Origin of the sequence: Streptomyces melanogenes, from assembly GCF_014649795.1 — a bacterium.
GTDB lineage: Bacteria > Actinomycetota > Actinomycetes > Streptomycetales > Streptomycetaceae > Streptomyces > Streptomyces noboritoensis.
In genome coordinates this window covers 358,553-385,010 of the sequence record NZ_BMTS01000003.1, presented here as the reverse complement: position 1 = coordinate 385,010, position 26,458 = coordinate 358,553, and the positions used below count along the sequence as shown (strand labels likewise).

Below are 26,458 nucleotides of genomic sequence, written 5' to 3'. Positions count from 1 at the left end.
CCCATGCGCAACCCCATCGGCGGTCACGTCCCCGTGGCCGGCGGCCTCGCCACGACCGGCCTCGCCTACGCGCGCGAACTCGGCGCCGAGACCGTCCAGGTCTTCGTCGCCAACCCGCGCGGCTGGGCCACCCCCACCGGCAACCCGGCCCAGGACGAGAAGTTCCGGGCCGAGTGCGCCGCCGAGGGCATCTCCGCGTACGTCCACGCCCCGTATCTGATCAACTTCGGCTCGCACACCGAGGCGACCGCCGAGAAGTCGGTGGAGTCGATGCGGCACTCGCTGCGCCGGGGCCGCGAGATCGGCGCGCTCGGCGTGGTCGTGCACACCGGCTCCGCGACCGGCGGCCGGCCGCGCGCCGAGGCGCTGGCGCAGGTACGGGAGCGGCTGCTGCCGCTGCTCGACGAGCTGACGCACGACGACGACCCGTTCCTGCTGCTTGAGTCGACGGCCGGGCAGGGGTCCTCGCTGTGCTCGCGGACCTGGGACTTCGGCCCGTACTTCGAGGCGCTGGACGCCCACCCCAAGCTCGGCGTCTGCCTGGACACCTGCCACATCCACGCGGCCGGGCACGACCTGGCCGCGCCCGGCGGGGCGGCGCAGACCCTGGACCTGCTGGTGGAGACCGTCGGCGCGGGGCGGCTGAAGCTGATCCACGCCAACGACTCCAAGGAGGGCGTGGACTCGCACCTGGACCGGCACGTGAACATCGGCGCCGGTCACATAGGCGCCGAGCCGTTCCGCGAGCTGCTCGCGCACCCGGCGACCGAGGGCGTACCGCTGATCATCGAGACGCCCGGCGGGAAGGAGGGGCAGGCGGCGGACGTCGCGCTGCTGAAGTCCCTGCGGCTCTGATCTTCACCCTTGAGAAATACCCCCGGGGGGTATACCGTTCTTGTCAGCGACAGGAACGGTCATCCGGCGTTGGGGGTACAGCCATGCAGCACGAGGCGCACACCGAGCACGAGCACCACGCGCACCAGGAGCACGAGGGCCACGGCGGGCACGAGGGCCACGAAGGGCACACCGGTGGACACACGCACCACGGTGACGCCCACGCCCACCACGGCCACGGCGGCGGCAAGGTCAGCTGGTCCATGGCCGCCCAGGCCACCCTGCACTGCCTCACCGGGTGCGCCATCGGCGAGATCCTCGGGATGATCGTGGGCACCGCGCTCGGCTGGGGCAACATGCCGACGATGGTGCTGGCCATCGTCCTGGCCTTCTTCTTCGGCTACTCGCTCACCCTGCGCGGCATCACCAAGGCCGAGGTCGACTTCCGTACCGCCTTCAAGGTCGCGCTCGCCGCGGACACCCTCTCCATCGCCGTCATGGAGCTGATCGACAACGGGGTGATCGCGCTCTGGCCGGCCGCCATGGACGCGACGCTGGCGCAGGCACTGTTCTGGGGCTCGCTGGCGATCTCGCTCGCGCTCGCCTTCGTGATCACCACACCGGTCAACAAGTGGATGATCGGGCGCGGCAAGGGCCACGCGGTGGTCCACCAGTACCACCACTGACGCCCCAGAAGGGCGCCAGGACTCAGAGCTCGGGGCCGTCCCCGGGCTCTTCCTGGTACGAGTAGCGCTGCTCGCGCCAGGGGTCGCCGATGTTGTGGTAGCCCCGCTCCTCCCAGAAGCCCCGCCGGTCCGCCGTCATGTACTCGATGCCGCGGACCCACTTCGGGCCCTTCCAGGCGTACAGGTGCGGGACCACGAGCCGGACCGGGAAGCCGTGCTCGGCGGTGAGGAGCTCACCGCCCTTGTGGGTGGCGAAGACCGTGCGGTCGGAGAGGAAGTCCTCCAGGCGCAGGTTGGAGCTGAAGCCGTACTCGGCCCAGACCATCACGTGCGTGGCATCGGGGGCGGGCGGCGCGAGTGCGGCGACCGTACGCGCGAGGACGCCGCCCCATTCGGCCCCCAGCATCGAGAACTTCGTGACACAGTGAAGATCCGCGACGACGGTGGCGAAGGGCAGGGCCGTGAACTCCTCGTGGTTCCAGCAGTGCTTGTCGCCGTCGGCGGTCGCCCCGAAGACACGGAACTCCCACCGCTCGGGCTTGAACCTGGGGACCGGGCCGTAGTGGGTGACCGGCCAGCCGCGCTGGAGCCGCTGCCCCGGGGGAAGCTCCGACTGCGCTGCTTCCCGTTGTTCCGGGCGTTCCGGCTGACCCATGACTCCATGGTGACAGACGGCGAGGGGTGGTCATGACCAGCGGCGCCTCGATTCGGGCAACTCCTACTAAGCGTGCACTTACTGGACGCTCCCCGCACGCGGTGCGAGGATGCGCGCGAATCTGCCCCTCACCCGTGTGGAAGGAGCCTCTGCGATGCAGGGCGACCCCGAGGTCATCGAGTTCCTGAACGAGCAGCTGACCGCCGAGCTGACCGCGATCAACCAGTACTTCCTGCACGCGAAGATGCAGGAGAACTTCGGCTGGACGAAGCTCGCCAAGTACACGCGTCACGAGTCGTTCGACGAGATGAAGCACGCGGAGGTGCTGACCGACCGGATCCTGTTCCTGGACGGGCTGCCGAACTACCAGCGGCTCTTCCACGTCCGGGTCGGGCAGACGGTCACCGAGATGTTCCAGGCGGACCGGCAGGTGGAGGTCGAGGCGATCGACCGGCTCAAGCGCGGCATCGAGGTCATGCGGGCCAAGGGCGACATCACCTCGGCGAACATCTTCGAGTCGATCCTGGCCGACGAGGAGCACCACATCGACTACCTCGACACCCAGCTGGAGCTGGTCGAGAAGCTCGGTGAGGCGCTCTACATCGCGCAGCTCATCGAGCAGCCGGAGGGCTAGGGCCGGTCCGGGAGCCGGGGTCGTCGCGGCCTAGGCCGCTTCCGCCAGCTCCTGGTCGGTCGCGAGAACCGCGCTGACCTCGCCCTTTTCGAGCAGTTCCCGACGGGGGCAGGCGCCGCGCCCGAGCAGGCCCTGGATGGTGCGCACACAGGAGCCGCAGTCCGTGCCCGCCTTGGTGGCGGAGGCGATCTGGCGGGGCGTGCAGGCGCCGGCGGCCGCGTGCTGCTCGACCTGCTTGTCGGTGATGCCGAAGCAAGAACAGACGTACACGCGGTTCACCTCCCTGACAGGAACGGTCTGGCCAGCCATCCCCTATTCGGTGAGGCTTACCTAACCGTACCCAATGTCGGGGCGGACGAAAAGCCCCGGATACGCCCGTGGGGCGCGGATCACAGATCCACGCCCCACGTCTCGTAGGAAGCTACTTACTGGTCGCGGTACATCTCGGCGACCAGGAAGGCCAGGTCCAGGGACTGGCTGCGGTTGAGGCGGGGGTCGCAGGCCGTCTCGTAGCGCTGGTGGAGGTCGTCGACGAAGATCTCGTCGCCGCCGCCCACGCACTCGGTGACGTCGTCACCGGTGAGCTCGACGTGGATGCCGCCCGGGTGGGTGCCCAGCGCCTTGTGGACCTCGAAGAAGCCCTTGACCTCGTCGAGCACGTCGTCGAAGCGGCGGGTCTTGTGGCCGGAGGCCGCCTCGAAGGTGTTGCCGTGCATCGGGTCGGTGACCCAGGCGACGACCGCGCCGGACGCGGTGACCTTCTCGACCAGCTCGGGCAGCTTGTCGCGGACCTTGTCGGCGCCCATGCGGACGATGAAGGTCAGCCGGCCCGGCTCGCGGTCCGGGTCGAGCCGGTCCACGTAGGTCAGCGCCTCGTCGACCGAGGTCGTGGGGCCGAGCTTGATCCCGATCGGGTTGCTGATCCGGGAGGCGAACTCGATGTGCGCGTGGTCGAGCTGGCGGGTGCGCTCGCCGACCCAGACCATGTGGCCGGAGGTGTCGTAGAGCTTGCCGGTGCGCGAGTCCACCCGGGTCAGCGCCGACTCGTAGTCGAGCAGCAGGGCCTCGTGGGAGGCGTAGAACTCGACGGCCTTGAACTCGGCCGGGTCGGTGCCGCACGCCTTCATGAAGTTCAGCGCGTTGTCGATCTCGCGGGCCAGCTGCTCGTAGCGCTGCCCGGACGGGGACTGCTTGACGAAGTCCTGGTTCCAGGCGTGCACCTGGCGCAGATCGGCGTAGCCGCCGGTGGTGAAGGCGCGGACCAGGTTGAGCGTGGAGGCGGACGCGTTGTACATCCGCTTCAGGCGCTCGGGGTCCGGCACCCGGGCGGCCTCGGTGAAGTCGAAGCCGTTGACCGAGTCGCCGCGGTAGGTCGGCAGGGTCACGCCGTCGCGGGTCTCGGTGCCCTTGGAGCGCGGCTTCGAGTACTGCCCGGCGATCCGGCCGACCTTGACGACCGGCACGGAGGCGGCGTACGTCAGCACGGCGCTCATCTGGAGGAGGGTCTTGAGCTTGGCCCGGATGTGATCTGCGGAGACGGCGTCGAACGCCTCGGCGCAGTCGCCGCCCTGGAGCAGGAACGCCTCGCCCTTGGCGACGGCCCCCATCCGGGCGCGCAGCTGGTCGCACTCGCCCGCGAAGACGAGCGGCGGATACGACTCGAGGTCCGCGATCACATCGCGCAGAGCCTCGGCATCGGGGTACTCGGGCTGCTGCGCCGCGGGAAGGTCACGCCAGGTGTTTACGTTCACGGTCACCCCCACAACCTTACGGGGTCCACCCAGCCGTCCATGCGCGTGCCCACCTTATGAGACACGCGAACGACCGCCCGATGACCGATCTTGATCGGTCGCCTGCTAGCCTCGGCCCGTTTCGGAAGTGCTTAAGAAATCAACAGAGCGATGCAGGGGTGGGCGTTGAAGCGGAGTCACCGCAGAGACCGCAAGAAGAAGCTGATCGCTTACGGGGTGGGCGCGGCGGTCGTCGCGACCGCGGCGATCGGGACGATCGCGGTGGCCTCACCGGGCCCCGCGACCGCGACCGGCAAGCCGGCCGCGCCGGGCGCGGCGCTCCAGGCCCGGTTCGCCGACGCCGCGCGCGAGTTCCAGGTGCCGCAGAGCGTGCTGATGGCGGTCTCGTACCGCCAGACGCTGTGGGAGAGCCACGCCGGGCAGCCGTCCACGACCGGCGCGTACAACGTCATGGGCCTGACCCGGGTGACGGCGGACGACGTCGAGCAGCCGACGGACGCGGAGCGCCTGTCGCACCTCAACATGAGCGGCGACCCCGCCGTCATGAAGCACTTCGACGCCAAGCGCGCCCTGAAGAAGGCGCCGAAGGCCGTCGACACGAGCGACCCCCGGCTGCACACGCTGGACGAGGCCGCCAAGCTGATCGACAAGCCGGTGGACGCGGTCCGCGAGGACGCGAACCAGTCCGTCCGCGCGGGTGCGGCGCTGCTGGCGAAGTACCAGAAGGACGCGACGGGCTCGCTGCCCGAGGACGCGGGCAAGTGGTACGCGGCCGTAGCCCGCTACAGCCAGGCGCCGGACACCAAGGGCGCGTCGCTCTTCGCCAAGCGGGTGTACGAGTCGATCCGCACGGGCGAGAGCCGCGTCACGGCCGACGGCCAGCAGCTCGCCCTCCCGGCCGACCCGTCGGTGAAGCCGGTCAGGCCGCAGACGATGTCGCTGGCGGCGTTCACCAAGGCCGACCAGACGCCGGAGTGCCCGACGGGGCTGAACTGCGACTTCCGGGCGGCGGCGTACAAGCAGAACAGCTCGACGCCGGACGACTTCGGCAACTACAACGAGTCGAACCGCCCCTCGAACGGCGAGGACATCCGCTACCTCGTCATCCACGACACCGAGGGCGGCTACGACGGGTCGCTGAAGACGTTCCAGGACTCCACGTCCTACGCCAGCGCGCACTACATGGTCCGCGCCTCCGACGGCCTGGTCACCCAGCTCGTGGCGACCAAGGACGAGGCCTGGCACGCGGCCAACAAGACGATGAACATGCACTCGATCGGCATCGAGCACGAGGGCTATGCCATCAAGGACAACGCCACGTGGTACACCGAGCCTCAGTACGAGTCCTCGGCCGCGCTGGTGAAGTACCTGGCCAACCGGTTCTCCATCCCGCTCGACCGTGAGCACATCATCGGCCACGACGAGGTGCCGGGCGTCCTCGACGCCAATGTGAGGTCCCAGCACTGGGATCCGGGCCCGTACTGGGACTGGAACCACTACATGACCCTGATCGGCGCCCCCAGCGGCGACCAGGGCGCGGGCGGCCCGCTCAAGGCCGGTCAGCTGGTCCGGGTGGTCCCGCCGTTCACCACGGCCAACCAGCCCACCGTCACGTACGGCGGCAACACGTACAGCCGTCCGGCGAACTTCGGCTACCTGTACACCTCGCCGTCCACCAGCGGTACGCCGCTCGGCGACCCGTACCTCGGCACCCAGACCTCGTCCGAGGGCCCGAACTGGGGCAACAAGGTCGTCGCCGGTGGCGAGTACGTCGTCGCCGAGGCGCAGACCAACTGGACCGCCATCTGGTACGGCGGCCAGAAGGCCTGGTTCTACAACCCCGGCGGCACCTTCACCGCGCCGGTCGGCAAGACCGGCCAGCCGGTCCTGAAGCCCAAGGCGGGCGCCGCGTCCATCCCGGTGTACGGGCGCGCCTACCCGGAGGACTCGGCGTACGCGGGGACCAACGTCCCGGTGCAGACCAACAACTCGGCCTCGCTGACCAAGTACTCGATCCCCGCCGGTCAGGCCTACACCCAGGCGGGCCCGGCGCAGAACGGCGACTACTGGTTCGCCGGTACGTTCGCGGGCACCGGCACCGGTGACCGCACCCTGGTCCAGGGCAAGACGAACTCGTTCTACCCGATCCGGTACAACCACCGCATCGCGTGGGTGAAGGCGACCGACGTCGACCAGGCCACCAGCACCGCGCCCGACGCCGGCACCACCCGCTACAACCTGCTCGGCCGGGACTCCTCCGGCGTGCTGTGGCAGTACCAGGGCACGGGCAGCGCCTCGGCGCCGTTCTACGGGCGGTACAAGGTCGGCGGCGGGTGGCAGGGCTACAACGCCGTCTCCGCGATGACCGCGCTGCGCGCGGACGGCACCGGCGACATGGTGGCCCGCGACGGCACCGGCACGCTCTGGTACTACCAGGGCAGCGGCAACCCGAACGCGCCGTTCAAGGGCCGCCTCAAGGTCGGCGGCGGCTGGCAGACGTACAACTTCATGACCGGCGCCCGCGACCTGAACGGTGACGGCAAGGCCGATCTGATCGCCCGCGACGGCACCGGCGTGCTCTGGTACTACCAGGGCACCGGCACCCCGGCGGCGCCGTTCGCCGCGCGGGTGAAGATAGGCGGCGGCTGGCAGGGCTACAACGCCATGGTCTCCACCGGCGACCTCAACCGGGACGGCAAGGCCGACCTGGTCGCCCGGGACGGCTCCGGCGTGCTGTGGTTCTACAAGGGCACCGGCACGCCGACCGCGCCGTACGCCCCCCGGGTCCAGATCGGCGGCGGCTGGCAGGGCTACAACAGCCTGCTCGGCCCGAGCGACCTGAACGGCGACGGGATCCCGGACCTGGTGGCCCGGGACGGCTCCGGCGTGCTCTGGTACTACAAGGGCACGGGCAGCACGACCGGCGCGCCGTTCGCCACGCGCGTCCAGGTGGGCGGCGGCTGGCAGATCTTCAACCTGCTGGTCTGACGCCTCAGATCTGAGCAGAATCGATTCGGTTCTGCCGTGAGGGCCCGCTCCATTCATCGGATGGGGCGGGCCCTTCGCGCATCCGGCGCTTCTTCGGCTAGGGTGCGGGGCATGTTCGCGCACTCGAACCAGAACTGGTGGTGGACCGCTCATCCGGCGGCCCACTGATCGCGCGTACTCCAGACCACGCGAAGGCCGCCCGAGGGGCGGCCTTTTCTGTTTCCCGCGGCCGTTCCTCCCCCCTCCCGGAAGGAACACCCCATGCCGCTCGCCAGACTCCTCGACGACGACTGCCCGCCCTTCGCCCTGATCCGCCGCCGTACGCCCGGCCGCGACCACGACGTGGTCGAGCTGCTGATCGGCGGCGTACGGGAGGTGGGGCGGCTCGCCGACATCCCGTGCGGGGACCGGCCCACGCTCGCCCTGGTCCCGTTCCGGCAGATCCGCGAGCGCGGCTTCGACGTACGGGACGACGGCACTCCGCTGGCCGTCCTGGAGGCCGACGAGACGTACGAACTGCCGCTGGACGAGGTCCTGGAGGCGCTGCCCCGGCACGAGGTGCGGGTCGAGGGCGGCGGGTTCGACGTCGGGGACGAGGAGTACGCCGGGATCGTGCGGCGGGTGATCGAGGACGAGATCGGGCAGGGCGAGGGCGCCAACTTCGTGATCCGGCGCACGTACACGGGCGAGATCCCGGGCTTCGGCCGGGCGGACGCGCTCGCGCTCTTCCGGCGGCTGCTCGCGGGCGAGCGTGGGGCGTACTGGACGTTCGTGGTCCACACCGGCGAGCGGACGCTGGTGGGGGCGAGCCCGGAGGTGCATGTGCGGATGTCGGGCGGGACGGTGGTGATGAACCCGATCAGCGGGACCTACCGCTACCCGGCGACCGGCCCGACCGCCGAGGACCTGCTCGCCTTCCTCTCCGACGAGAAGGAGATCGACGAGCTCTCCATGGTCGTCGACGAGGAGCTGAAGATGATGTGCACGGTGGGCGACCGGGGCGGGGTGGTGGTCGGCCCCCGGCTGAAGGAGATGGCCCATCTCGCGCACACCGAGTACGAGTTGCGCGGGCGGAGCTCGCTGGACGCGCGCGAGGTGCTGCGGGAGACGATGTTCGCGGCGACGGTGACGGGGTCGCCGGTGCAGAACGCGTGCCGGGTGATCGAGCGGTACGAGGTGGGCGGGCGCGGCTACTACGCGGGCGCGCTCGCCCTGCTGGGCCGCGACGCGAACGGCGTCCAGACCCTGGACTCGCCCATCCTGATCCGTACGGCCGACATCGCGCCGGACGGGCGGGTGCGGGTGCCGGTCGGGGCGACGCTGGTGCGCCACTCGGACCCGGCGGGCGAGGTGGCGGAGACGCACGCGAAGGCGGCGGGGGTGCTCGCGGCGCTGGGCGGCCGCCCGGCCGCCGCACCCCGCGGCCCCGTCCTGGGCGACGACCCCCGGGTGCGGGCGGCGCTGGACGCGCGGCGGGCGGACCTGGCGCCGTTCTGGCTACGGATGCGGGAGCGGGTGGCGGCGCCGTCGGGCGAGGCGCTGGTGGTGGACGCCGAGGACACCTTCACGGCGATGCTGGCGCATCTGCTGCGGACGTCGGGGCTGGGGGTGTCGGTGGTGCGGTACGACGCGGCGGGGCTGCGGGAGCGTGCGCTCGGCCACCGGGGTCCGGTGATCCTGGGCCCCGGCCCCGGGGACCCCTCGGACGCGTCCGACCCGAAGATGCGCGTGCTGCGCCCCTTGGCGGCGGAGCTGCTGCGCTCCCATCGGCACGGGCTGCTCGGTGTGTGCCTGGGGCACGAGCTGATCGCGGCGGAGCTGGGGCTGCCGATCGTGCGCAAGCGGGTGCCGCATCAGGGGGCGCAGCTCCGGATCGACCTCTTCGGCCGCTCGGAGCGGGTCGGGTTCTACAACAGTTTTACGGCGCGGTGCGGGGACGCGGTGGCGGTGGCGTTGGCTGCTCGGGGGGTGGAGGTCAGCCGTGATCCCTCGACGGGGGAGGTGCACGCGGTGCGGGGGTCCGGATTCGCGGGGGTCCAGTTCCATCCGGAGTCGGTGCTGACGTTGCGGGGGCCGGAGGTGGTGGCTGCCCTCCTGTCGGGCGTACGGGCGATGTCCCCCACCCCGCCCCTTCCCTGAACCCTCCGGGGGTCCGAGTTCGTCTGCGGGCCGGTGGTGGGCTGGTCGCGCAGTTCCCCGCGCCCCTAAAGGGGCGCCCCGCAGACGAACACCGGGCCCTCAGGCTCGCGGCACCAGCACGTTCCCCGTTCGGCGTCCCGCCGCGTACGCCGCCACGTTCTCCACCGTCGCCGCCACGATCTGGCCCACCGCCTCCTCCGTGTAGTACGCCTGATGCGACGTCACCACCACGTTGGGGAACGTCACCAGCCGCGCCAGCGTGTCGTCGGAGACGACCTCCAGGGACTTGTCCAGGAAGAAGAGGCCGGCCTCCGCCTCGTAGACGTCGAGGCCGACCCCGGCAAGGCGGCCCGCCCGCAACTCGCCCACCAGCGCTTCCGTGTCCACCAACCCCCCACGGCTGGAGTTCACCAGGATCGCGTCGTCCTTCATGCGCCGCAGCGCCGCCCGGTCGATCACGTGGTGCGTGGACGGCAGCAGCGGCACGTGCAGGCTCACCACGTCCGCGCTCGCGAGCAGCTCGTCCTTCTCGACGTACTTCATCCCGAGCTCCACGCACGCCGGGTTCTCCGCGACGTCCCAACCGAGCAGGTTCATGCCGAAGCCATGGGCGATCCGGGTGAACGCCTCGCCGATCTTGCCGGTCCCGAGCACCCCGGCCGTACGCCCGCGCAGATCCCGCCCCATCAGCCCGTCGAGGCGGAAGTCGAAGTCGCGGGTGCGGTTGGAGGCGCGGACGATCCGGCGGTTGACCGCCATCGCCAGGGTCCAGGCGAACTCGGCCACCGAGTACGGCGAGTAGTACGACACCCGCGCCACCGTGAGGCCGAGCCGCTCCGCCACGTCCAGGTCGATGTTGTTGAAGCCCGTGGAACGCTGGGCGATCAGCTGGGTCCCGCCCACCGCCAGCGTCTGCAGCACCGAACGGCTCAGGTCCGCGTTCACACTGGTCGAGATGGCCTCGTACCCGGCCGCGATGGGCACCGTGTCCTCGTTCAGGAACACGTCCAGGCACCGGACGTCGTGCAGGCCCTCGAAGGCCTTCTCGATCAGAGGTCTCTCATCGGCCTGCACGCCGAACGCCAGGATGTCCACGAGGATCACCTATGGGCCTATGGGGGGATAGGGGCTCGATATGCGCGAATAGTGAATATACGACCCCCGGCTGCCGCTCGCCCGGCGGCGCCCCCTCAGCCGAAGAACACCCCCACCTCCGCGTACAGCCCCGGATCCACCGTCTTCAGCCGCGCCGTCGCCTCCGCGATCGGCACCCGGACGATGTCCGTGCCCCGCAGCGCCACCATCTTGCCGAAGTCGCCGTCCCGGACCGCCTCGATCGCGTGCAGCCCGAAGCGCGTGGCCAGCCAGCGGTCGAAGGCGCTGGGGGTGCCGCCGCGCTGGACGTGGCCCAGGACCGTCGTCCGTGCCTCCTTGCCGGTGCGCTTCTCGATCTCCTTGGCCAGCCACTCGCCCACGCCCGAGAGCCGCACATGGCCGAAGGAATCGAGCGTCTGGTCCTTGAGGACCATGTCGCCGTCCTTCGGCATCGCGCCCTCGGCGACCACCACGATCGGCGCGTACGACGCCTTGAAGCGGGAGGTGATCCAGCCGCAGACCTGGTCGACGTCGAAGCGCTGCTCGGGGATGAGGATGACGTTGGCGCCGCCCGCCAGGCCCGAGTGGAGCGCGATCCAGCCCGCGTGGCGGCCCATCACCTCGACGACCAGGACCCGCATGTGCGACTCGGCCGTGGTGTGCAGGCGGTCGATGGCCTCCGTCGCGATGCCGACGGCCGTGTCGAAGCCGAAGGTGTAGTCCGTGGCGGAGAGGTCGTTGTCGATGGTCTTCGGCACACCGACGCACTTCACGCCGTACTCGTCGCTGAGCCTGGCCGCCACCCCCAGGGTGTCCTCGCCGCCGATCGCGATCATCGCGTCGATCTCGTGCTTGGCGAGGTTCTCCTTGATGCGGCGCACCCCGTCCTCGGCCTTCAGCGGGTTGGTGCGCGAAGAGCCGAGGATGGTGCCGCCGCGCGGCAGGATGCCGCGCACGGCGGGGATGTCCAGCTTGACGGTGTCGCCCTCCAGCGGGCCGCGCCAGCCGTCCTTGAACCCGGTGAAGTCAAAGCCGTACTCCTGCACGCCCTTGCGGACGACGCCTCGGATGACGGCGTTGAGCCCGGGGCAGTCACCGCCTCCGGTCAGTACTCCGACCCGCATGGAATTGTCCCTTCGCCGTGACGGACACATGGAAGCCCTCGAAGGCCTCTACGGGTCACGCTAAGGGTGACGCAGGTCACCCCGGGATGGGGCGAATCGTCAATTCCTTGAATTCAAGGGGCTGTTGACGGGTGGTCATTCACTCGTACGAGCGGAGCACGTGCATGCGCGGGCGGCTCACACCTCGTCGAGGCCCTGCTCTATCGCGTACCTCACCAGCTCCACGCGGTTGTGGAGCTGGAGCTTGCCCAGGGTGTTCTGGACGTGGTTCTGGACCGTGCGGTGGGAGATGACCAGCCGTTCGGCGATCTGCTTGTAGCTCAGGCCCTTCGCCACCAGGCGCAGCACCTCCGTCTCGCGGTCGGTGAGCTGCGGGGCCTTCGGCTCGTCGGCGGCGGCGGGTGCCGGGTCCGAGGCCAGGCGGCGGTACTCACCGAGGACGAGCCCGGCCAGGCCGGGGGTGAACACCGGGTCGCCGGCCGCCGTGCGGCGCACCGCGTCGGTGAGCTCCTCGGTGCTCGCCGACTTCAGCAGATAGCCGGTCGCGCCGGACTTCACCGCCTCCAGGACGTCCGCGTGCTCGCCGGAGGCGGACAGGACCAGGACCCTCAGCGCCGGGTTGGCGCCGACCAGCTCCTTGCAGACCTGGACGCCCGGCATGCCGGGCAGATTGAGGTCCAGGACCAGCACGTCGGGCGTGACCGCCTGGGCGCGGCGGACCGCCTGCGGGCCGTCCCCGGCCGTGGCCACCACGTCGAACCCGGCGGCCGCCAGGTCGCGCGCCACCGCGTCGCGCCACATCGGGTGGTCGTCGACCACCATGACCTTCACCGTCTGCAGCTCACTCATGCCTTCGCCTTCCCCCGTGGGACCTTCAGCTCTACTTCCGTCCCCTGGCCGGGCACCGAGATCAGCTCGGCGGTGCCGCCCAGGTCCCGCAGCCGGCCGCGGATCGAGAGGGCGACGCCGAGGCGCCCCTCCCCCTCGGCCTGCGCGAGCCGGCCCTCCGGGATGCCGGGACCGTCGTCCCGTACCGTCACGATCACTTCGTCCCCCCAGTCCTCGACCAGGATCCAGGCCTGGGCGCTCTCCCCCGCGTGTCTGCGGACATTGTCCAACGCGGCACTGACAGCGGCCGCGAGCTCGCGGGCCGCGGGGGGTGCGAGCAGCACCGGAGCTCCCGGTTCCGCCAGCGAGACCCGGGATCCGGCGTGCGGTGCGAGCAGGCCGCGCAGATCCACGTCGGCCCCGTCGCTCTCGCCTTCGGCGTCCTCGACCGTACGGACCAGCGCGCCGAGCGCCGGGTCCTCGGACGCGCGCGTGGTGGGCACCAGGCCGCTGGAGACCAGGGTCCGCAGGGCGACCTCCTGCTCGCCGGCCATCCGGCCGAGCTCGGCCGCCTCGCCGCCGAGCGCGGTGCCGCGCCGCTGCACCATCGCGAGGACCTGCAGGACGCTGTCGTGGATGTCCCGGGCCAGCCGCTCCCGCTCGCGGGTCGCCGCCTCGATCTCCAGGGCGCGGGCGAGGGTCGCCTCACTCGCGCGGGCGACCTCCACCACGTACCCGATGGCGACGGAGGCGACCCAGACGAGCAGCACGTTGTGGAGGGTGTCCCGGGTGGGGCTGCCGCGTTCGACCAGGTTGGCGGCGGCGACCAGCGAGGAGGCGAAGGCCGCCCAGCGCCAGCCGCCCTTGATCGCGAACGCGAGGACCGAGCCCGCCGTCCATATGGTCGGCAGGGTCGGGCTGTTCACCGACTGCGCGTCGGCGTCCGCCAGCGGGGTGAGCAGGATGCCGGTGAGCGCGATCGCCAGGTCGACGCCGAGGAACCGCTTGGTGCAGCTCGCCGCGTTCGCCACCCGGGGCAGCGTCGCCAGCGTCCACACCGCGAGCACCGACAGGAAGACGACGCCCACCCAGGGGCGCTCGAACTCGCGGTACTCCGACACGAAGACCAGCACCGCGTACGCCATCGTGAGTACGCGGTACGCGGTGAGCGCGCGCCACAGCGGCAGCTCGACGGACATCCTGATGACGCGCTCGCGCTTCGCCATGTTCCCCACCCCCGGCCGGACGCGACTAGTCGCCGGGCCGTTCCGCGTGCTTGGCCTGCTCGGCCTCCCGGGCCTTCTCGGCCTTCTCGGCCGCCTTCTCCTCGTCGGCCTTCCGCTTGGCCTCGTCCGCGATCTGGCGCTTGGCCGCGGTCGCGTAGATGTCCACGTACTCCTGGCCGGAGAGCTTCATGATCTCGTACATGACCTCGTCGGTCACCGAGCGCAGGATGAAGCGGTCGCCCTCCATGCCGTGGTACCGGCTGAAGTCGAGCGGCTTGCCGATGCGGATGCCCGGGCGCATCAGCTTGGGCATGACCTTGCCGGGCGGCTGGATCTTCTCGGTGTCGATCATCGCGACCGGGATCACCGGCGCGCCGGTGGCGAGCGCCACGCGCGCGAGGCCGCCGGGCTTGCCCCGGTAGAGGCGGCCGTCGGGCGAGCGGGTGCCCTCCGGGTAGATCCCGAACAGCTCTCCGCGCTCCAGGACCTCGATGCCGCTCTTGATGGCCGCCTCGCCCGCGCCGCGCGCGCCCGAGCGGTCCACCGGGAGCTGGCCGACGCCCTTGAAGAAGGCGGCGGTGAGCTTGCCCTTCACGCCGGGCGAGGTGAAGTACTCCGCCTTGGCGATGAACGTCACCTTGCGGTCCAGGACCGCCGGCAGGAAGAACGAGTCCGAGAAGGAGAGGTGGTTGCTGGCGAGGATCGCCGGCCCCTCGGCGGGAATGTTTTCGAGGCCCTCCACCCAGGGCCTGAAGGCAAGCTTCAGCGACCCGCCGATGGAGAACTTCATAGCGCCGTAGATCAACTCGGATGCCTTCCCTATGTCTGTCGAACAGACCTTAACCCGTGTGGGGCCCGCCCTCCCGCGCGCGGGCCGGTGACGGCTCTGGTCGGTGTCAGTCCGGTCGCGTACCGTGAAGTACGACTCCCCAGCCCCTGCTCATGAACAGGAGATCCCGGTGCCCGTCCTCCCTGGAGCCGAGCCGTTCCGCCACGAGGGCGGAGAGGTCGGCGTCCTCCTCTGCCACGGCTTCACCGGTTCCCCGCAGTCGCTGCGCCCGTGGGCCGACTTCCTGGCCGAGCGCGGTCTGACGGTCGAGCTGCCGCTGCTGCCCGGACACGGCACGCGCTGGCAGGACATGCAGCTCACCGGCTGGCAGGACTGGTACGCGGAAGTGGACCGGGCACTGGGCGAGCTGCTCCAGCGCTGCACCCAGGTCTTCGTCTTCGGGCTTTCCATGGGCGGCGCGCTGGCGCTGCGGCTGGCGGCCCGGCACGGGGACGCGATCAGCGGCGTCGTGGTCGTCAACCCCGGCAACAAGGTGCACGGCGTGGCGGCGCACGCGCTGCCGGTCGTGCGCCACTTCGTGCGCTCCACCAAGGGGATCGCCAGCGACATCGCCAAGGAGGGCTCGGCGGAGGTGGGGTACGACAGGGTGCCGCTGCACGCCGCGCACTCGCTGCGCCGGTTCTTCCAGCAGGTCGACCGCGAGCTGCCGCAGGTCACCCAGCCGATGCTGCTGCTGCACAGCCCGCAGGACCATGTGGTGCCGCCGGCCGACTCGGCGCGGATCCTGGGCCGGGTCTCGTCCACGGACGTCACCGAGATCCTGCTGGAACAGAGCTACCACGTGGCGACGTTGGACCACGATGCGGAGCGGATCTTCGAGGAGAGTTACGCGTTCATCGGCCGCCTCGCTCCGAGTGTCGGGAAGAAGGGGAGCACGACCGGTGGCTGAGCACGACGCGGACCGCGAGCCGCAGCCGATCGACGAGGACGCCGCGTGGGCGGCGATCGTGGCGGGGTACGGCGAGGAGCCGTCCGACCCGCCCGGGGCCAAGCCGTTCAAGTCGGTGGAGGACCTGGCGCTCCTTGAGGGCGACCGCAACGACACGCCGCCGCCACCGGCGCCCGCGGCCCCCGAGCCGCCCGAGCCCAAGCCGCTGGGCAGCTCGGTGGTCTTCGCGCCCGGCGTGGGCGGGCCGCGCGACTTCAGCGTGGCGGAGCCATCGGACTCCGACCTGGACGACACGGACGAGGGCCACTTCATCCCGCCGGAGCCGCCGCCGCTGCCGGAGACCGACGTCACGGCGAAGTTCGCGTGGCTGGCGGTGATCGGCGGCCCGCTGCTGATGCTGCTGGCGGCGGTGCTCCAGTGGGAGTTCACGTGGTGGCTCACGACGCTGGGCGTCGGCGGCTTCATCGGCGGCTTCGCCACGTTGGTGGCACGCATGACCCAGGACGACGAGGACGGGGACGACCCGGGCCGGGGTGCGGTGGTCTGACCTCGCCCTTTTTCTGGGGCTGCGCCCCGACCCCCGTTTTCGTCTGCGGGCCGTGCGTGGCTGGTCGCGCAGTTCCCCGCGCCCCTACAGGGGCGCCCCCGCAGGGGCGCATTTAAGGGGCGCGGGGAACTGCGCGACCAGTTGGGGACGGCCCGCAGACGAAGCAAGGGGGTCCGGGGGCGAAGCCCCCGGCAGCCCGCCCCGACCCACCACCCGGCCGCCCGCCAGAGGGCTTTCGGGAAGGGGCGGGGTGGGGGCTCCTACACCGGAACCCGCAACGCAGCCAGCACCGGCAAATGATCCGTAGCCCCCCGCAGGTCCCCCTCCGTCACCCCCGCCAACCCCACCGGCACACCACACCCCAACACCTCCACCCCCGCCGTCGCGAACACCGCATCGATCCGCTGATGAGGATCGACAGGCGTCGACGTGTACTCGGCCCCCCAGGGACGAACCGCCCAGCAGTCCTGGAGCGCCCCAGCCAGGCGGCGGAACGCCCGCCCGTCGGGCCGGTCGTTGAGGTCGCCGCCCGCCACCGCGTGCGGCACGGAAAGCGACGCCAAGTGGTCGAGCAGCAGCCCCGCCTGCGCCTCGCGCTCATCCGCCTGGAGGCTGAGGTGGCAGCTGAGGACACCCAGACGCGCACCCCCGACCCGTACCACCGCGGCAGCGAACCCGCGCCGGTGCAGCCCGGGCGTGAGCGGGAGCAGGACGTCCTCCGTGCGCTCCACCGTCGCCCGCAGCGAACACAGCAGCAGCGGCCCCGCCGCCGTCGCGCCGCCGCTCAGGACCACCAGGTCGCACGCCGCCGCGAGCCGCGCCGCTGCCTTGCGCCAGCGGAAGAAGCGCGGCGCCTCCTGGATGAGGACCAGGTCCGGGTCGCAGGCGCGGATCACCCGGGCCAGCGCCGCGTTGTCGTCGCGCATCGAGCGGATGTTGTAGCTGAGGACCCGGATCACGGCCGAGCCGTTCTCCGTACGGGACGCGGGAAGATCCGTGAGCGGCATGGGCCACAACATAGTGCGGCGCCCGCCGCGTCCGGGAGGGGAGGCGACGGGCGCTCAACTGCCTCAAGAAGCCGTGCGGCAGACCGCGCTCAGCCCTGGCGCGCCAGGTCCGCCGCGCCCACCAGCCCCGCCTTGTTGCCGAGCTGCGCCGCCAGCACCTGCGCGTGCGGTCGCCACTGGCCGCCGATCAGCCAGCGCCGGAACGACTTGCGGATCGGGTCGAGGACCAGCTCGCCCTCGTCCGAGACGCCGCCGCCGACGATGAACGCCGAGGGGTCGAAGAGCGAGGCCAGATCGGCCAGGCCCGCGCCCGCCCAGCGGGCCAGCTCGCGGAAGGAGTCCACCGCGACCGGGTCGCCCTGGCGGGCGGCGGCGCTGATGTGCTTGCCCTCGATGCCCTCGATCGTGCCGTCGCCCAGGGCGAGCAGGATCTCGGCGTTCTCGGGGGTCGCGTTGGCGCGCTGGCGGGCGTACCGCACGAGCGCGCGCCCCGAGGCGTACTGCTCCCAGCAGCCCTGGCTGCCGCAGCCGCACAGCAGCCCGTCGGGCACCACGCGGATGTGGCCGAACTCGGCGGCGACGCCGAAGCGGCCGCGCCGCAGCTTGTTGCCGATGATGATGCCGCCGCCCAGGCCCGTGCCGAGCGTGATGCAGATGACGTCCTCGTGGCCCTGGCCCGCGCCGAACTTGTACTCGCCCCAGGCCGCCGCGTTCGCGTCGTTCTCGACGACGACCGGGAGCCCGACCCGCTGCTCGACCTTGTCCTTCAGCGGCTCGTGGCGCCAGTGGATGTTGGGTGCGAACAGCACGGTGGCGCGCTTGTCGTCGACGTATCCGGCGGCGCCGATGCCGACGGCCTCGATCTCGTGACCCTTGCCGGCCCCTTCGACCGCGGCGCAGATCGCGTCCACGATGGCGTCAGCGGTCGGCGGCGTGGGCACGGTGTGCGTCTCGAGGATGTGGCCCTCCTCGTCGACCACTCCCGCCGCGATCTTGGTGCCGCCGATGTCGACGCCGATGGTGAGTCCCATTAAGTCCCTCAGTTTTCGGTCGAGCCCCGCTAAGGCCAACCGTACCCGAGGGCGGGCACCCGTCAGTCAGTCCAGGTCGATGTGCTCGGTCGGCCCCGCGCCCGCCCCGCCGTCGCCCTTCCCCGGCCCGTCCGAAGGACCGCCCGGAGCCGTACCGGAGGGCTCGCCGGACGCCCAGCGCCGCTCGTGCCCCTCGACCGCCGAGCGGTAGGCCGCCAGCAGCTCGCCGCCCGCCGCCGCGAGGTGGTCGAAGACCTGCGGGTTGCGCTCGATGACCGGCTCGACCACGGCCTTCGCCTGGCCGATCAGCTGCTGCACGGCGCTCTGCGCGGCCATGCCGGGCAGCGACGACTGGAAGGAGGCGACCTTGTCGGCGACCGCGTCGACCAGCTTGCGCAGCTCCTCGGCGGCCGAGCCGGGCGGCGGCCCGTAGGCGGCCCGGCGGCGCGCCTTCTCCGCGGCGAGGTCCTCGGCGCACGCGTCGGCCCAGGCATCCGCGTCGGGGGCGGGACGCTCGGTGGCTTCGCTCATGGCGGACTCCAGCTACTGAAGAGAAGGGTCTGTTCTCTCGACGTTACCCGAATGGGGGTACGGCGTTCAGCGCGTCCGGGGCCACAGATCCGGGTCCGGGGTGAACCGGATCCGCAGCACGCCGTCGGTGAGCCCGGCGCCGGAGACCGTGCAGCGGCGCAGCGCGGACGGCAGCGTGGTGATCTTGCGGAACGGGCCGACGGTGAGCAGGAGTTCGTCGCCGCGCCGCACCAGACCGAGCCGGTCGCGGGTGGCCCCGGGCAGCGGAAGGTGCCACACCAGGACGCCGTCGTCGGCCAGCCGGTCCTCGACGTGCCAGGGCTCGGGGCGTACGAAGGCGCCGTCCTCGGACCACAGGGCGACCTCGCCGGTCGGCCCGTCGATCAGCTCGTCCAGCTCCTCGGTGCCCCGCGGGTCGCGGCCCAGGTGCGGGACCTCGTGCAGCGGTACGGCGGCGAACTCCTCGGCCAGCTCCTTGAGCACGCACTGCTGCTGCCCGGAGAGGGCGGCGAGGAAGGGGTCGGCCGAGCCGGTGGGCAGCACGCGGTTGGCGATCACCGCGTCGGGCACCGCCCCGTGCAGGGCGAGGCCGAGGCGGGCGGTGCGCAGGGCGGCCGCGGCGGTCGGGGTGGGCTCGGCGACCAGCCGTACGGTCGTCGTCGGGTCCGCCACCACGGCCTCGACGGCGGCCAGTTCCGCGTCCCAGCGGGCGGCCGTCTCGTACAGCCACTGCGCGGGCATCGGGACCCCGGCGAGCTGGGCGAGGACCGGGCGCAGCGAGCGGGCGGCCTGCCGCTCGGGCGGCAGCAGCCGGCGCAGATAGCGGCGCAGCTGCCCGGGCAGGGCGAGGGCGGCGACGCTCTGGTGGACCGGCGGCATGTCGACGACGACCAGGTCGTGGTCGCCCGCCGCCGTCTCGCGCAGGGCCTTGAGCAGGGCCAGCTGCTCGGCGCCGGGCAGCTCGGTCAGCTCCTCGCCGTCCAGGCGGCCCGCGCCCAGGAGCTCCAGGACGGTACCGGCCCGGTCCTGGAGGGCGAGCAGTTCGGTGCGGAAGTCGGCGCCGGAGTCGATGCGGACGACGTCGAGGCGCGCCACCTCCTCGCCGCCGAGCAGCGCGGTGAGCGGGTCGTCACGGTCGGCGCTCAGGAGCAGGGCGCGCTCCCCGCGCCGGGCCGCCGCGAGCGCGGTCGCGGCGGCGACGGTGGTGCGGCCCGCGCCGCCGGGACCGGTGACGAGGACCGTACGCACGTCAGGCCTTCTCGGCCCCGTCGGCGGTACCGGCCGCCGCGCCGCTCTCGACGCGCTTCTTCAGGCCCGCGAGCGCGCGGTCGATGATGACCTTCTCGGCCTTGCGCTTGATCATGCCGAGCATGGGGATCTTGACGTCGACGGTCAGCTGGTAGGTGACCTCGGTGTGGCCGCCGGGGGCGGCGGCCAGGGCGTACGAGCCGTCGAGGGCGCGCAGCATCTGCGACTTGACCAGGCTCCAGCTCACCTTGTGGGGGCCGTCCCAGGTGTACTTGAGGGTGTGGTCGTCCTTGATGGCGCCCGCGTCGAGCACCAGCCGGACCTGCTCGGCCCGGCCCTCGGCGTCCTTGGACAGCACCTCGGCCTGCTTCACCTCGCCGGTCCACTCCGGGTAGCGGGCGAAGTCGGCGATCACCCCCATCACCTCGGCCGGTGCCGCCTCGATGGTGATAGACGAGCTGGTGTGTTCCGCCATCGTCGTGGCTCCTCCAGTGCGCGGGCCGGTGTGGGGTGACAGAAGTGCAGGCTATCGCGTGCTGCCGGGGCGGCTGCCCGGAGCCCGGGTCACCACTCCAGCGCGAAGGGGCGGGAGGTGGAGGCGAAGTGGCCGACGTTCACGCACTCGGTGCGGCCGATGCGCATCCGGCGGGCGAGCGGCTGGTGGACGTGGCCGAACAGGGCGTACCTCGGCTTGGTCCTGCGGATGGCTTCGAGCAGGGCGCGCGAGCCGCGTTCGAAGCGGCGGGGCACGGTGTCGTAGCAGAGCTCGGGGACGTCCGGCGGGATGTGCGAGCAGAGCACGTCGACCTCGCCGAGCGCCTCGACCTTCGCCGCGTACTCCTCGTCGGAGATTTCATAGGGCGTTCGCATCGGGGTGCGCAGCCCGCCGCCCACGAAGCCGAAGACGCGCCCGCCGATCTCGACCCGCTCGCCGTCCAGGACGGTGGTGCCGGGTCCGGCGTACTGCGGCCAGAGGGTCGGTATGTCGACATTGCCGTAGGTGGCGTACGTCGGGGTGGGGAAGGCGGCGAACATCTCGGCGTACTGCCGGCGGACCGCCGACTCGATGGCGGCCTCCCGGTCGAGGCCGGCCCACAGGGAGCGGCCCAGCTCACGGGCCTCCTCGAAGCGGCGGGCGGTGCGCAGTGCGACGATCCGGTCGGCGTTCTCGACGCCGAAGAGGTCGGGGAAGATCCCGCGCGAGTGATCGGCGTAGTCGAGGAAAAGGACGAGGTCACCCAGGCAGACGAGGGCGTCCGCGCCGTCGCCCGCCTTCGCCAGACCCTCGGTGTTCCCGTGCACATCGCTGACCACATGTACTCGCATGGAGCCACCCTAGGCCGCCGGACCTGCGGTTACTTCCGAGTCGCGAAAGGAGTGGACTACTGTGCGCGATGCGGCGTGAAACCGTGTGACGCAGCGAACATCTGACCAGGACCCCCTATCGGGAACCCACTACCGGTGGGTAACGTCCGGGCAGTCCAGTCGTGCTCGGAGCGCCGCCCCCACGGGTTCTCCGGGCACCTGCCCGATCTTGGACCGCAGCCGGTGCGTACACAGAGCCGTGGCACCGGCGCCCGATGAGGAGCAGCAGTCTTGCGCGAGTTCAGCCTTCCGGCCCTGTACGAGGTCCCCACGGACGGCAACCTGACGGATCTGATCCGCCGCAATGCCGCTCAGCATCCCGATGTCGCGGTCATGGGCCGCAAGGTCGCGGGACGCTGGACCGACGTTTCCGCCACCCAGTTCCTCGCCGAGGTCCGCGGGGTGGCCAAGGGCCTCGTCGCGGCCGGCGTCGAGCCGGGCGACCGGGTGGCCCTGCTGTCGCGCACCCGCTACGAGTGGGTGCTGCTCGACTTCGCCATCTGGAGCGCGGGCGCGGTCACCGTCCCCGTGTACGAGACCAGCTCGCCCGAGCAGATCCAGTGGATCCTCGGCGACTCCGGCGCAACCCTGTGCGTCGTCGAGTCCGAGGCGCACGAGGCCTCCGTCACCTCCGTGCAGTCCGCGCTGCCGGCCCTCAAGGGCATCTGGCAGCTGGACGCGGACGCGGTGGCGCAGCTCACCGCGACCGGCGCGGACGTCTCCGACGAGCTGCTCGACCAGCGGATGTCCTCGGCGCACGCGGACGACCCGGCGACCATCGTCTACACCTCCGGCACCACCGGCCGCCCCAAGGGCTGCGTGCTCACCCACCGCGCCTTCTTCGCGGAGTGCGGCAACGTGGTGGAGCGCCTCAAGCCGCTCTTCCGCACCGGCGAGTGCTCGGTCCTGCTCTTCCTGCCCGCCGCCCACGTCTTCGGGCGGCTCGTCGAGGTGGCGTCCGTGATGGCGCCGATCAAGCTCGGCTGCGTACCGGACATCAAGAACCTCACCGACGAGCTGGCCGCGTTCCGGCCGACGCTGATCCTCGGTGTGCCGCGGGTCTTCGAGAAGGTCTACAACGCGGCCCGGGCCAAGGCGCAGGCCGACGGCAAGGGTGCGATCTTCGACAAGGCCGCGCACACCGCGATCGCCTACAGCCGCGCGCTCAGCACCCCCCAGGGCCCCTCGCTGGGCCTGCGGATCAAGCACAAGGTCTTCGACAAGCTCGTCTTCAGCAAGCTGCGCGCGGTGCTCGGCGGCAAGGGCGAGTACGCGATCTCCGGCGGCGCCCCGCTGGGCGAGCGGCTCGGCCACTTCTACCGGGGCATCGGCTTCACGGTCCTGGAGGGGTACGGCCTCACCGAGTCCTGCGCCGCGACCGCGTTCAACCCGTGGGACCGGCAGAAGATCGGTACGGTCGGGCAGCCGCTGCCGGGTTCCGTGGTGCGCATCGCGGACGACGGCGAGGTGCTGCTGCACGGCGAGCACCTGTTCAGCGGGTACTGGAACAACGACGCGGCGACCGCCGAGGCGCTGGCCGACGGCTGGTTCCACACCGGCGACATCGGCACCCTCGACGAGGACGGCTACCTCGCCATCACCGGCCGCAAGAAGGAGATCATCGTCACGGCGGGCGGCAAGAACGTCGCCCCGGCGGTGATCGAGGACCGCATCCGCGCGCACGCGCTGGTCGCGGAGTGCATGGTGGTCGGCGACGGGCGGCCGTTCGTGGGCGCGCTGGTCACGCTCGACGAGGAGTTCCTGGCCCACTGGGCCGCGGACCACGGCAAGCCGGCCGGTTCGACGGCGGCCGAGCTGCGGGAGGACGCGGAGCTGCTCGCGGAGGTGCAGCGGGCGGTCGACGACGGCAACGCCGCGGTCTCCAAGGCGGAATCGGTGCGGAAATTCCGCATTCTCACCTCCCAGTTCACGGAGGAGGCGGGGCACATCACCCCGTCGCTGAAGCTGAAGCGCAACGTCGTGGCGAAGGACTTCGCGGACGAGATCGAGGCGATCTACACCCACTGAGGCCCAGCAGGCCCGGCAGGCCTAGGCCGCGAAATCCTCCGCGAGGACGCGGTCCAGGTTGCGCTCGGCGAGCGCCGTGATCGTGACGAACGGGTTGACGCCGATGGAGCCGGGCACGAGGGCTCCGTCGGTGACGTACAGGCCCGGATACCCCTTCACCCGCCCGTAGCCGTCGGTCGCCCGCCCCAACGGGCAGCCGCCGAGCGGGTGGTAGCAGAAGTCGTCCGCGAACGGCGTGTTGTTGCCGAACAGGTCGTACCGGTAGATCGTCGCGTTCTTGAGGTTGATCCGGTCGAAGAGCCGCCTGGTGGCGTCGACCGAGGGCTGGTTCTGCGCCTTCGTCCAGTTGAGCCTGGCCGAGTCGGTCGCCGGGTCGTACGTGAACGTGCCGCGCTGCGGGTTCTTGGTGATCGCCAGGTACAGGCTCACCCAGTGCTCGAAGCCCATCGGCAGCGGGGCGATCTCGGCGAAGACGGGGTTCGCCGCGTTGTCCCAGTCGTCGATGCCCAGGGCGGGCATGGTGGCCTCGTTGGCGCCGACCGTGTCCCACATGTGGTTGGCGCGGGCGGTCATGATGTTGCCGTTGGTGCCCCAGCCGGTGCCGACGGCCGGGTCGAGGGCGGGCAGGGCGCCGGTCTCGCGGGCGCGCAGCAGCAGTTCGGTGGTGCCGAGGCTGCCGGCGCCGAGGAAGAGCTTTCCGCAGCCGATCTCCCGGGTCTCCACGACCTTGCCGGTGAGGTCGGTGCGGTCGGCGGTGACCACGTAGGTCCCGTCGGGCTGTCTGCGGATGGCGCGGACGTGGTGCAGGGTCTCGATGGTGACCCTGCCGGTGCCGAGGGCCGCGGCGAGGTAGGTCTTGTCGACGGACCGCTTGCCGTAGTTGTTGCCGTAGATCACCTCGCCCGCGAGCGCGGACTTGGTGGCGGTGCCGGCCGCCTCGCGCCGCATGTACCCGAAGTCGTACACGTTGGGCACGAAGACGGTCTTCAGGCCCGCGTTCTGGGCGGCCTTGCGCGAGGTGCGGGCGAACTTGTACCACTCGGTGGACTCGAACCAGGCCGGGTCGACGGTGTTCACGCCGAGCATGGCGTTGGCCCGTGGGAAGTACGTGCCGTACATCTCGGCGGCGTCGACCTGCGGCAGGACCTCCGCGAAGTAGTCGCGGCGCGGGGTGACGGCCATGCCGCCGTTGACGAGCGAGCCGCCGCCGACGCCGCGGCCCACGTATACGGACATGTCGCCGTAGTTCACCCGGTCGAGGACGCCGGGGTAGGGGCTGATGCTCTTGTTGACGACATCGAGCCAGAGGAACGTGGCGAGAGGTGCCTCGGTGCGGGTGCGGAACCACATGGAGCGCTGGTCCGGGGCGGCGGTCGAACAGAAGACCTTGCCGTCCCCGGCGGGGGTGTCCCAGAGTCTGCCCATCTCCAGGACGAGGGTCTGGATCCCGGCCTGCCCGAGCCGGAGTGCGGCGACGGCGGCGCCGTAGCCGGAGCCGATGACCAGGGCGGGGGTGTGGGTGGCGGGTTGCGCCTGCGCGGCGCGGGCGGGGTCGAGGGTGAGCCGGGTGAGGCCCAGCAGGGCGGCGGTCTGGAGGGCGCCGAGACCCAGGAGGTGACGGCGCGTCAGATTTGGTGTCATGCGCGCAGCATGGGCGGAATTTGGGCTTCCGCGAAGAGGGAAAGTTGTCCTGAATCTGAGTGACCGTCAGGGGTGTGAACGTGGTGGGGGCGGTGGTTCGTCTGCGGGTGGTGTGTGGCTGGTCGCGCCCACACGGCGGAGCCGCACATGTCACAGCCTCGCGCCCCTAAAAATGCCGCTGCGCGACCAGCCACCCACCGGCCCGCACCCACCCTCACAGCAACAGCCGCAGCTTCTCCGCCAGCAAGTCCCAGCGCCACTTCTCCTCCACCCACGCCCGCCCCCGCTCCCCCATCCGGCGGCGCAGTTCCGGGTCCTGGAGGAGGGTGACGATCCGGGACGCCGACTCCTCCGCCGACCCGCCCCGGACCACCCAGCCCGTCTCGCCGTCGAGGACCGCGTCCGGCGCGCCGCCCGAGTCGCCCGCGACCACCGGCAGGCCGGTCGCCGAGGCCTCCAGGTAGACGATGCCCAGGCCCTCGACGTCGAGCCCGCCCCGGCGCGTACGGCAGGGCATGGCGAAGACGTCTCCGGCGCCGTAGTGCGCGGGCAGTTCGGCCCACGGGACGGAGCCGGTGAAGCGGACCGAGTCCGCGACGCCCGTGTCCTGGGCGAGCTTGTGGAGGTCCGCCTCGTACGGCCCGCCGCCCACGACCAGCAGCACCGCGTCCGGCACCCGCGCGAGGATCGCGGGCATGGCGAGGATCAGGGTGTCCTGGCCCTTGCGCGGGACGAGCCGGGAGACACAGACCACCACCGGGCGGTCGGTCAGACCCAGGCGCTCGCGCACCTCGGCGCCGCCCGAGCCCGGGTGGAAGGTCTTCTCGTCGACGCCCGGCGGCAGTTGGACCATCCGGTCGGCCGCCCGCTCGGTCAGCGCGGCCGCGATCCGGGAGCGGGTGTACTCGCCCAGATAGGTGATCGTGTCCGTGCCCTCGCCGATGCGCCGCAGCAGCTGCCGCGAGCCGGGCAGCTGGGCCCAGCCCGCCTCGTGGCCGTGCGTGGTGGCGACGAGCCGTTCCGCGCCCGCCCGGCGCAGCGCGGGCCCCATCAGGCCGAGCGGCGCGGCGGCCCCGAACCACACCGAGGAGCAGCCGTGCTCCTTGAGCAGCCCGACCGCGCGCCGGGTCACCCGGGGCGTGGGCAGCAGCATGGTGGTGCGGTCGCGCACCACGGTGAAGGGCTGTTCGGCGTCGAAGGCGGCGGTCGCCTCGACGCCCTCCCGGCTCCGCTTCCAGGTGGACGCGTAGACGACCAGCTGCTCGGGGTCCAGCCGCAGCGCCATGTTGTGCAGGAACGCCTGGATCCCGCCGGGGCGCGGCGGGAAGTCATTGGTCACGATCAAGGTCTTGTGCATCGCC

Annotated in this window: 25 protein-coding genes; 9 read left to right on the top strand and 16 right to left on the bottom strand. The window is 71.5% G+C overall.

The annotated features are described in order from the left end of the window. The first annotated feature begins 3 nt into the window (after positions 1 to 3). Together IE252_RS08810 and IE252_RS08805 are read left to right on the top strand one after the other, a co-directional pair. Positions 4 to 855, top strand: a complete 852-nt coding sequence (locus tag IE252_RS08810) for a deoxyribonuclease IV (RefSeq protein ID WP_190088746.1) — start codon at positions 4 to 6, stop codon at positions 853 to 855. Between the two features lie 83 nt (positions 856 to 938). Then, positions 939 to 1,520: a DUF4396 domain-containing protein gene (locus IE252_RS08805; RefSeq protein WP_190088745.1), complete on the top strand. Its 582-nt coding sequence runs from the start codon at positions 939 to 941 to the stop codon at positions 1,518 to 1,520. A gap of 22 nt (positions 1,521 to 1,542) precedes the next feature. Here the strand turns inward: IE252_RS08805 and IE252_RS08800 are convergent, their stop codons facing one another. After that, positions 1,543 to 2,175: a molybdopterin-dependent oxidoreductase gene (locus tag IE252_RS08800; protein ID WP_190088744.1), complete on the bottom strand. Its 633-nt coding sequence runs from the start codon at positions 2,173 to 2,175 to the stop codon at positions 1,543 to 1,545. A 154-nt stretch (positions 2,176 to 2,329) separates the two neighbouring features. Between IE252_RS08800 and bfr the strand changes: the two genes are divergently transcribed. Further along, positions 2,330 to 2,809 (top strand): bacterioferritin, encoded by a 480-nt coding sequence (bfr, locus tag IE252_RS08795; protein ID WP_190088743.1) that lies wholly within the window; start codon positions 2,330 to 2,332, stop codon positions 2,807 to 2,809. Positions 2,810 to 2,839: 30 nt separating this feature from the next. Here bfr and IE252_RS08790 read toward each other — a convergent pair whose 3' ends face one another. Next, positions 2,840 to 3,088, bottom strand: a complete 249-nt coding sequence (locus IE252_RS08790) for a (2Fe-2S)-binding protein (protein ID WP_067158222.1) — start codon at positions 3,086 to 3,088, stop codon at positions 2,840 to 2,842. A 146-nt stretch (positions 3,089 to 3,234) separates the two neighbouring features. Then, a complete protein-coding gene (locus tag IE252_RS08785; RefSeq protein ID WP_190088741.1) occupies positions 3,235 to 4,572 on the bottom strand; it encodes a class II 3-deoxy-7-phosphoheptulonate synthase in 1,338 nt (445 codons plus the stop codon). Positions 4,573 to 4,725: 153 nt separating this feature from the next. Between IE252_RS08785 and IE252_RS08780 the strand changes: the two genes are divergently transcribed. The 3 genes from IE252_RS08780 to IE252_RS08770 all read left to right on the top strand — a co-directional run bounded on the left by IE252_RS08780 (position 4,726) and on the right by IE252_RS08770 (position 9,687). Further along, entirely contained in the window at positions 4,726 to 7,548 is a 2,823-nt protein-coding gene (locus IE252_RS08780; protein ID WP_190088740.1) for an N-acetylmuramoyl-L-alanine amidase, read from the top strand. A gap of 60 nt (positions 7,549 to 7,608) precedes the next feature. After that, positions 7,609 to 7,716: a trp operon leader peptide gene (locus IE252_RS44245; RefSeq protein ID WP_190088739.1), complete on the top strand. Its 108-nt coding sequence runs from the start codon at positions 7,609 to 7,611 to the stop codon at positions 7,714 to 7,716. Between the two features lie 93 nt (positions 7,717 to 7,809). After that, positions 7,810 to 9,687: an anthranilate synthase family protein gene (locus IE252_RS08770; RefSeq protein WP_190088738.1), complete on the top strand. Its 1,878-nt coding sequence runs from the start codon at positions 7,810 to 7,812 to the stop codon at positions 9,685 to 9,687. Positions 9,688 to 9,786: 99 nt separating this feature from the next. Here IE252_RS08770 and IE252_RS08765 read toward each other — a convergent pair whose 3' ends face one another. The 5 genes from IE252_RS08765 to IE252_RS08745 all read right to left on the bottom strand — a co-directional run bounded on the left by IE252_RS08765 (position 9,787) and on the right by IE252_RS08745 (position 14,765). After that, complete coding sequence (locus IE252_RS08765; RefSeq protein WP_190088737.1) at positions 9,787 to 10,782, bottom strand: 2-hydroxyacid dehydrogenase; 996 nt, start codon at positions 10,780 to 10,782, stop codon at positions 9,787 to 9,789. Between the two features lie 95 nt (positions 10,783 to 10,877). After that, the gene (locus IE252_RS08760; protein ID WP_190088736.1) at positions 10,878 to 11,906 is read right to left on the bottom strand and encodes a 6-phosphofructokinase; all 1,029 of its coding nucleotides are present in this window, start codon (positions 11,904 to 11,906) and stop codon (positions 10,878 to 10,880) included. A 177-nt stretch (positions 11,907 to 12,083) separates the two neighbouring features. Beyond that, positions 12,084 to 12,755: a response regulator gene (locus tag IE252_RS08755; RefSeq protein ID WP_190088735.1), complete on the bottom strand. Its 672-nt coding sequence runs from the start codon at positions 12,753 to 12,755 to the stop codon at positions 12,084 to 12,086. Continuing rightward, a complete protein-coding gene (gene macS / locus IE252_RS08750; protein ID WP_190088734.1) occupies positions 12,752 to 13,960 on the bottom strand; it encodes a MacS family sensor histidine kinase in 1,209 nt (402 codons plus the stop codon). The genes IE252_RS08755 and macS overlap by 4 nt, the downstream gene beginning before the upstream one ends. A gap of 25 nt (positions 13,961 to 13,985) precedes the next feature. Next, complete coding sequence (locus tag IE252_RS08745) at positions 13,986 to 14,765, bottom strand: lysophospholipid acyltransferase family protein (protein ID WP_101387962.1); 780 nt, start codon at positions 14,763 to 14,765, stop codon at positions 13,986 to 13,988. A 154-nt stretch (positions 14,766 to 14,919) separates the two neighbouring features. Here IE252_RS08745 and IE252_RS08740 point away from each other — a divergent pair, with 154 nt between their 5' ends. Both IE252_RS08740 and IE252_RS08735 read left to right on the top strand, forming a co-directional pair. After that, on the top strand, positions 14,920 to 15,699 hold the full coding sequence (locus tag IE252_RS08740) for an alpha/beta hydrolase (protein ID WP_190088733.1): 780 nt from the start codon (positions 14,920 to 14,922) through the stop codon (positions 15,697 to 15,699). Further along, positions 15,692 to 16,246, top strand: coding sequence for a hypothetical protein (locus IE252_RS08735; protein ID WP_190088732.1), 555 nt, complete (start codon positions 15,692 to 15,694; stop codon positions 16,244 to 16,246). Before IE252_RS08740 ends, IE252_RS08735 begins: the two co-directional genes overlap by 8 nt. A gap of 260 nt (positions 16,247 to 16,506) precedes the next feature. Here IE252_RS08735 and IE252_RS08730 read toward each other — a convergent pair whose 3' ends face one another. The 6 genes from IE252_RS08730 to IE252_RS08705 all read right to left on the bottom strand — a co-directional run bounded on the left by IE252_RS08730 (position 16,507) and on the right by IE252_RS08705 (position 21,389). Next, positions 16,507 to 17,253, bottom strand: coding sequence for an endonuclease/exonuclease/phosphatase family protein (locus IE252_RS08730; RefSeq protein ID WP_190088731.1), 747 nt, complete (start codon positions 17,251 to 17,253; stop codon positions 16,507 to 16,509). A gap of 89 nt (positions 17,254 to 17,342) precedes the next feature. After that, positions 17,343 to 18,284, bottom strand: a complete 942-nt coding sequence (locus IE252_RS08725) for an ROK family glucokinase (RefSeq protein WP_190088730.1) — start codon at positions 18,282 to 18,284, stop codon at positions 17,343 to 17,345. 66 nt (positions 18,285 to 18,350) lie between these two features. After that, the gene (locus IE252_RS08720) at positions 18,351 to 18,815 is read right to left on the bottom strand and encodes a DUF5304 family protein (protein ID WP_190088729.1); all 465 of its coding nucleotides are present in this window, start codon (positions 18,813 to 18,815) and stop codon (positions 18,351 to 18,353) included. Positions 18,816 to 18,881: 66 nt separating this feature from the next. Then, a complete protein-coding gene (locus IE252_RS08715; protein WP_190088728.1) occupies positions 18,882 to 20,063 on the bottom strand; it encodes an ArsA family ATPase in 1,182 nt (393 codons plus the stop codon). Between the two features lies 1 nt (position 20,064). Further along, positions 20,065 to 20,538, bottom strand: a complete 474-nt coding sequence (locus IE252_RS08710) for an SRPBCC family protein (RefSeq protein WP_190088727.1) — start codon at positions 20,536 to 20,538, stop codon at positions 20,065 to 20,067. Between the two features lie 89 nt (positions 20,539 to 20,627). Then, the gene (locus IE252_RS08705) at positions 20,628 to 21,389 is read right to left on the bottom strand and encodes a metallophosphoesterase family protein (protein WP_190088726.1); all 762 of its coding nucleotides are present in this window, start codon (positions 21,387 to 21,389) and stop codon (positions 20,628 to 20,630) included. Between the two features lie 270 nt (positions 21,390 to 21,659). Between IE252_RS08705 and IE252_RS08700 the strand changes: the two genes are divergently transcribed. Beyond that, positions 21,660 to 23,456, top strand: coding sequence for an AMP-dependent synthetase/ligase (locus IE252_RS08700; RefSeq protein WP_190088725.1), 1,797 nt, complete (start codon positions 21,660 to 21,662; stop codon positions 23,454 to 23,456). Between the two features lie 21 nt (positions 23,457 to 23,477). Here the strand turns inward: IE252_RS08700 and IE252_RS08695 are convergent, their stop codons facing one another. Together IE252_RS08695 and IE252_RS08690 are read right to left on the bottom strand one after the other, a co-directional pair. Next, positions 23,478 to 25,097, bottom strand: a complete 1,620-nt coding sequence (locus tag IE252_RS08695) for a GMC oxidoreductase (protein WP_190088724.1) — start codon at positions 25,095 to 25,097, stop codon at positions 23,478 to 23,480. 214 nt (positions 25,098 to 25,311) lie between these two features. Beyond that, positions 25,312 to 26,454 carry a glycosyltransferase family 4 protein gene (locus IE252_RS08690; RefSeq protein WP_190088723.1) on the bottom strand — a complete coding sequence of 381 codons (1,143 nt, stop codon included), beginning with the start codon at positions 26,452 to 26,454 and terminating at the stop codon, positions 25,312 to 25,314. Between the last annotated feature and the right edge of the window lie 4 nt (positions 26,455 to 26,458).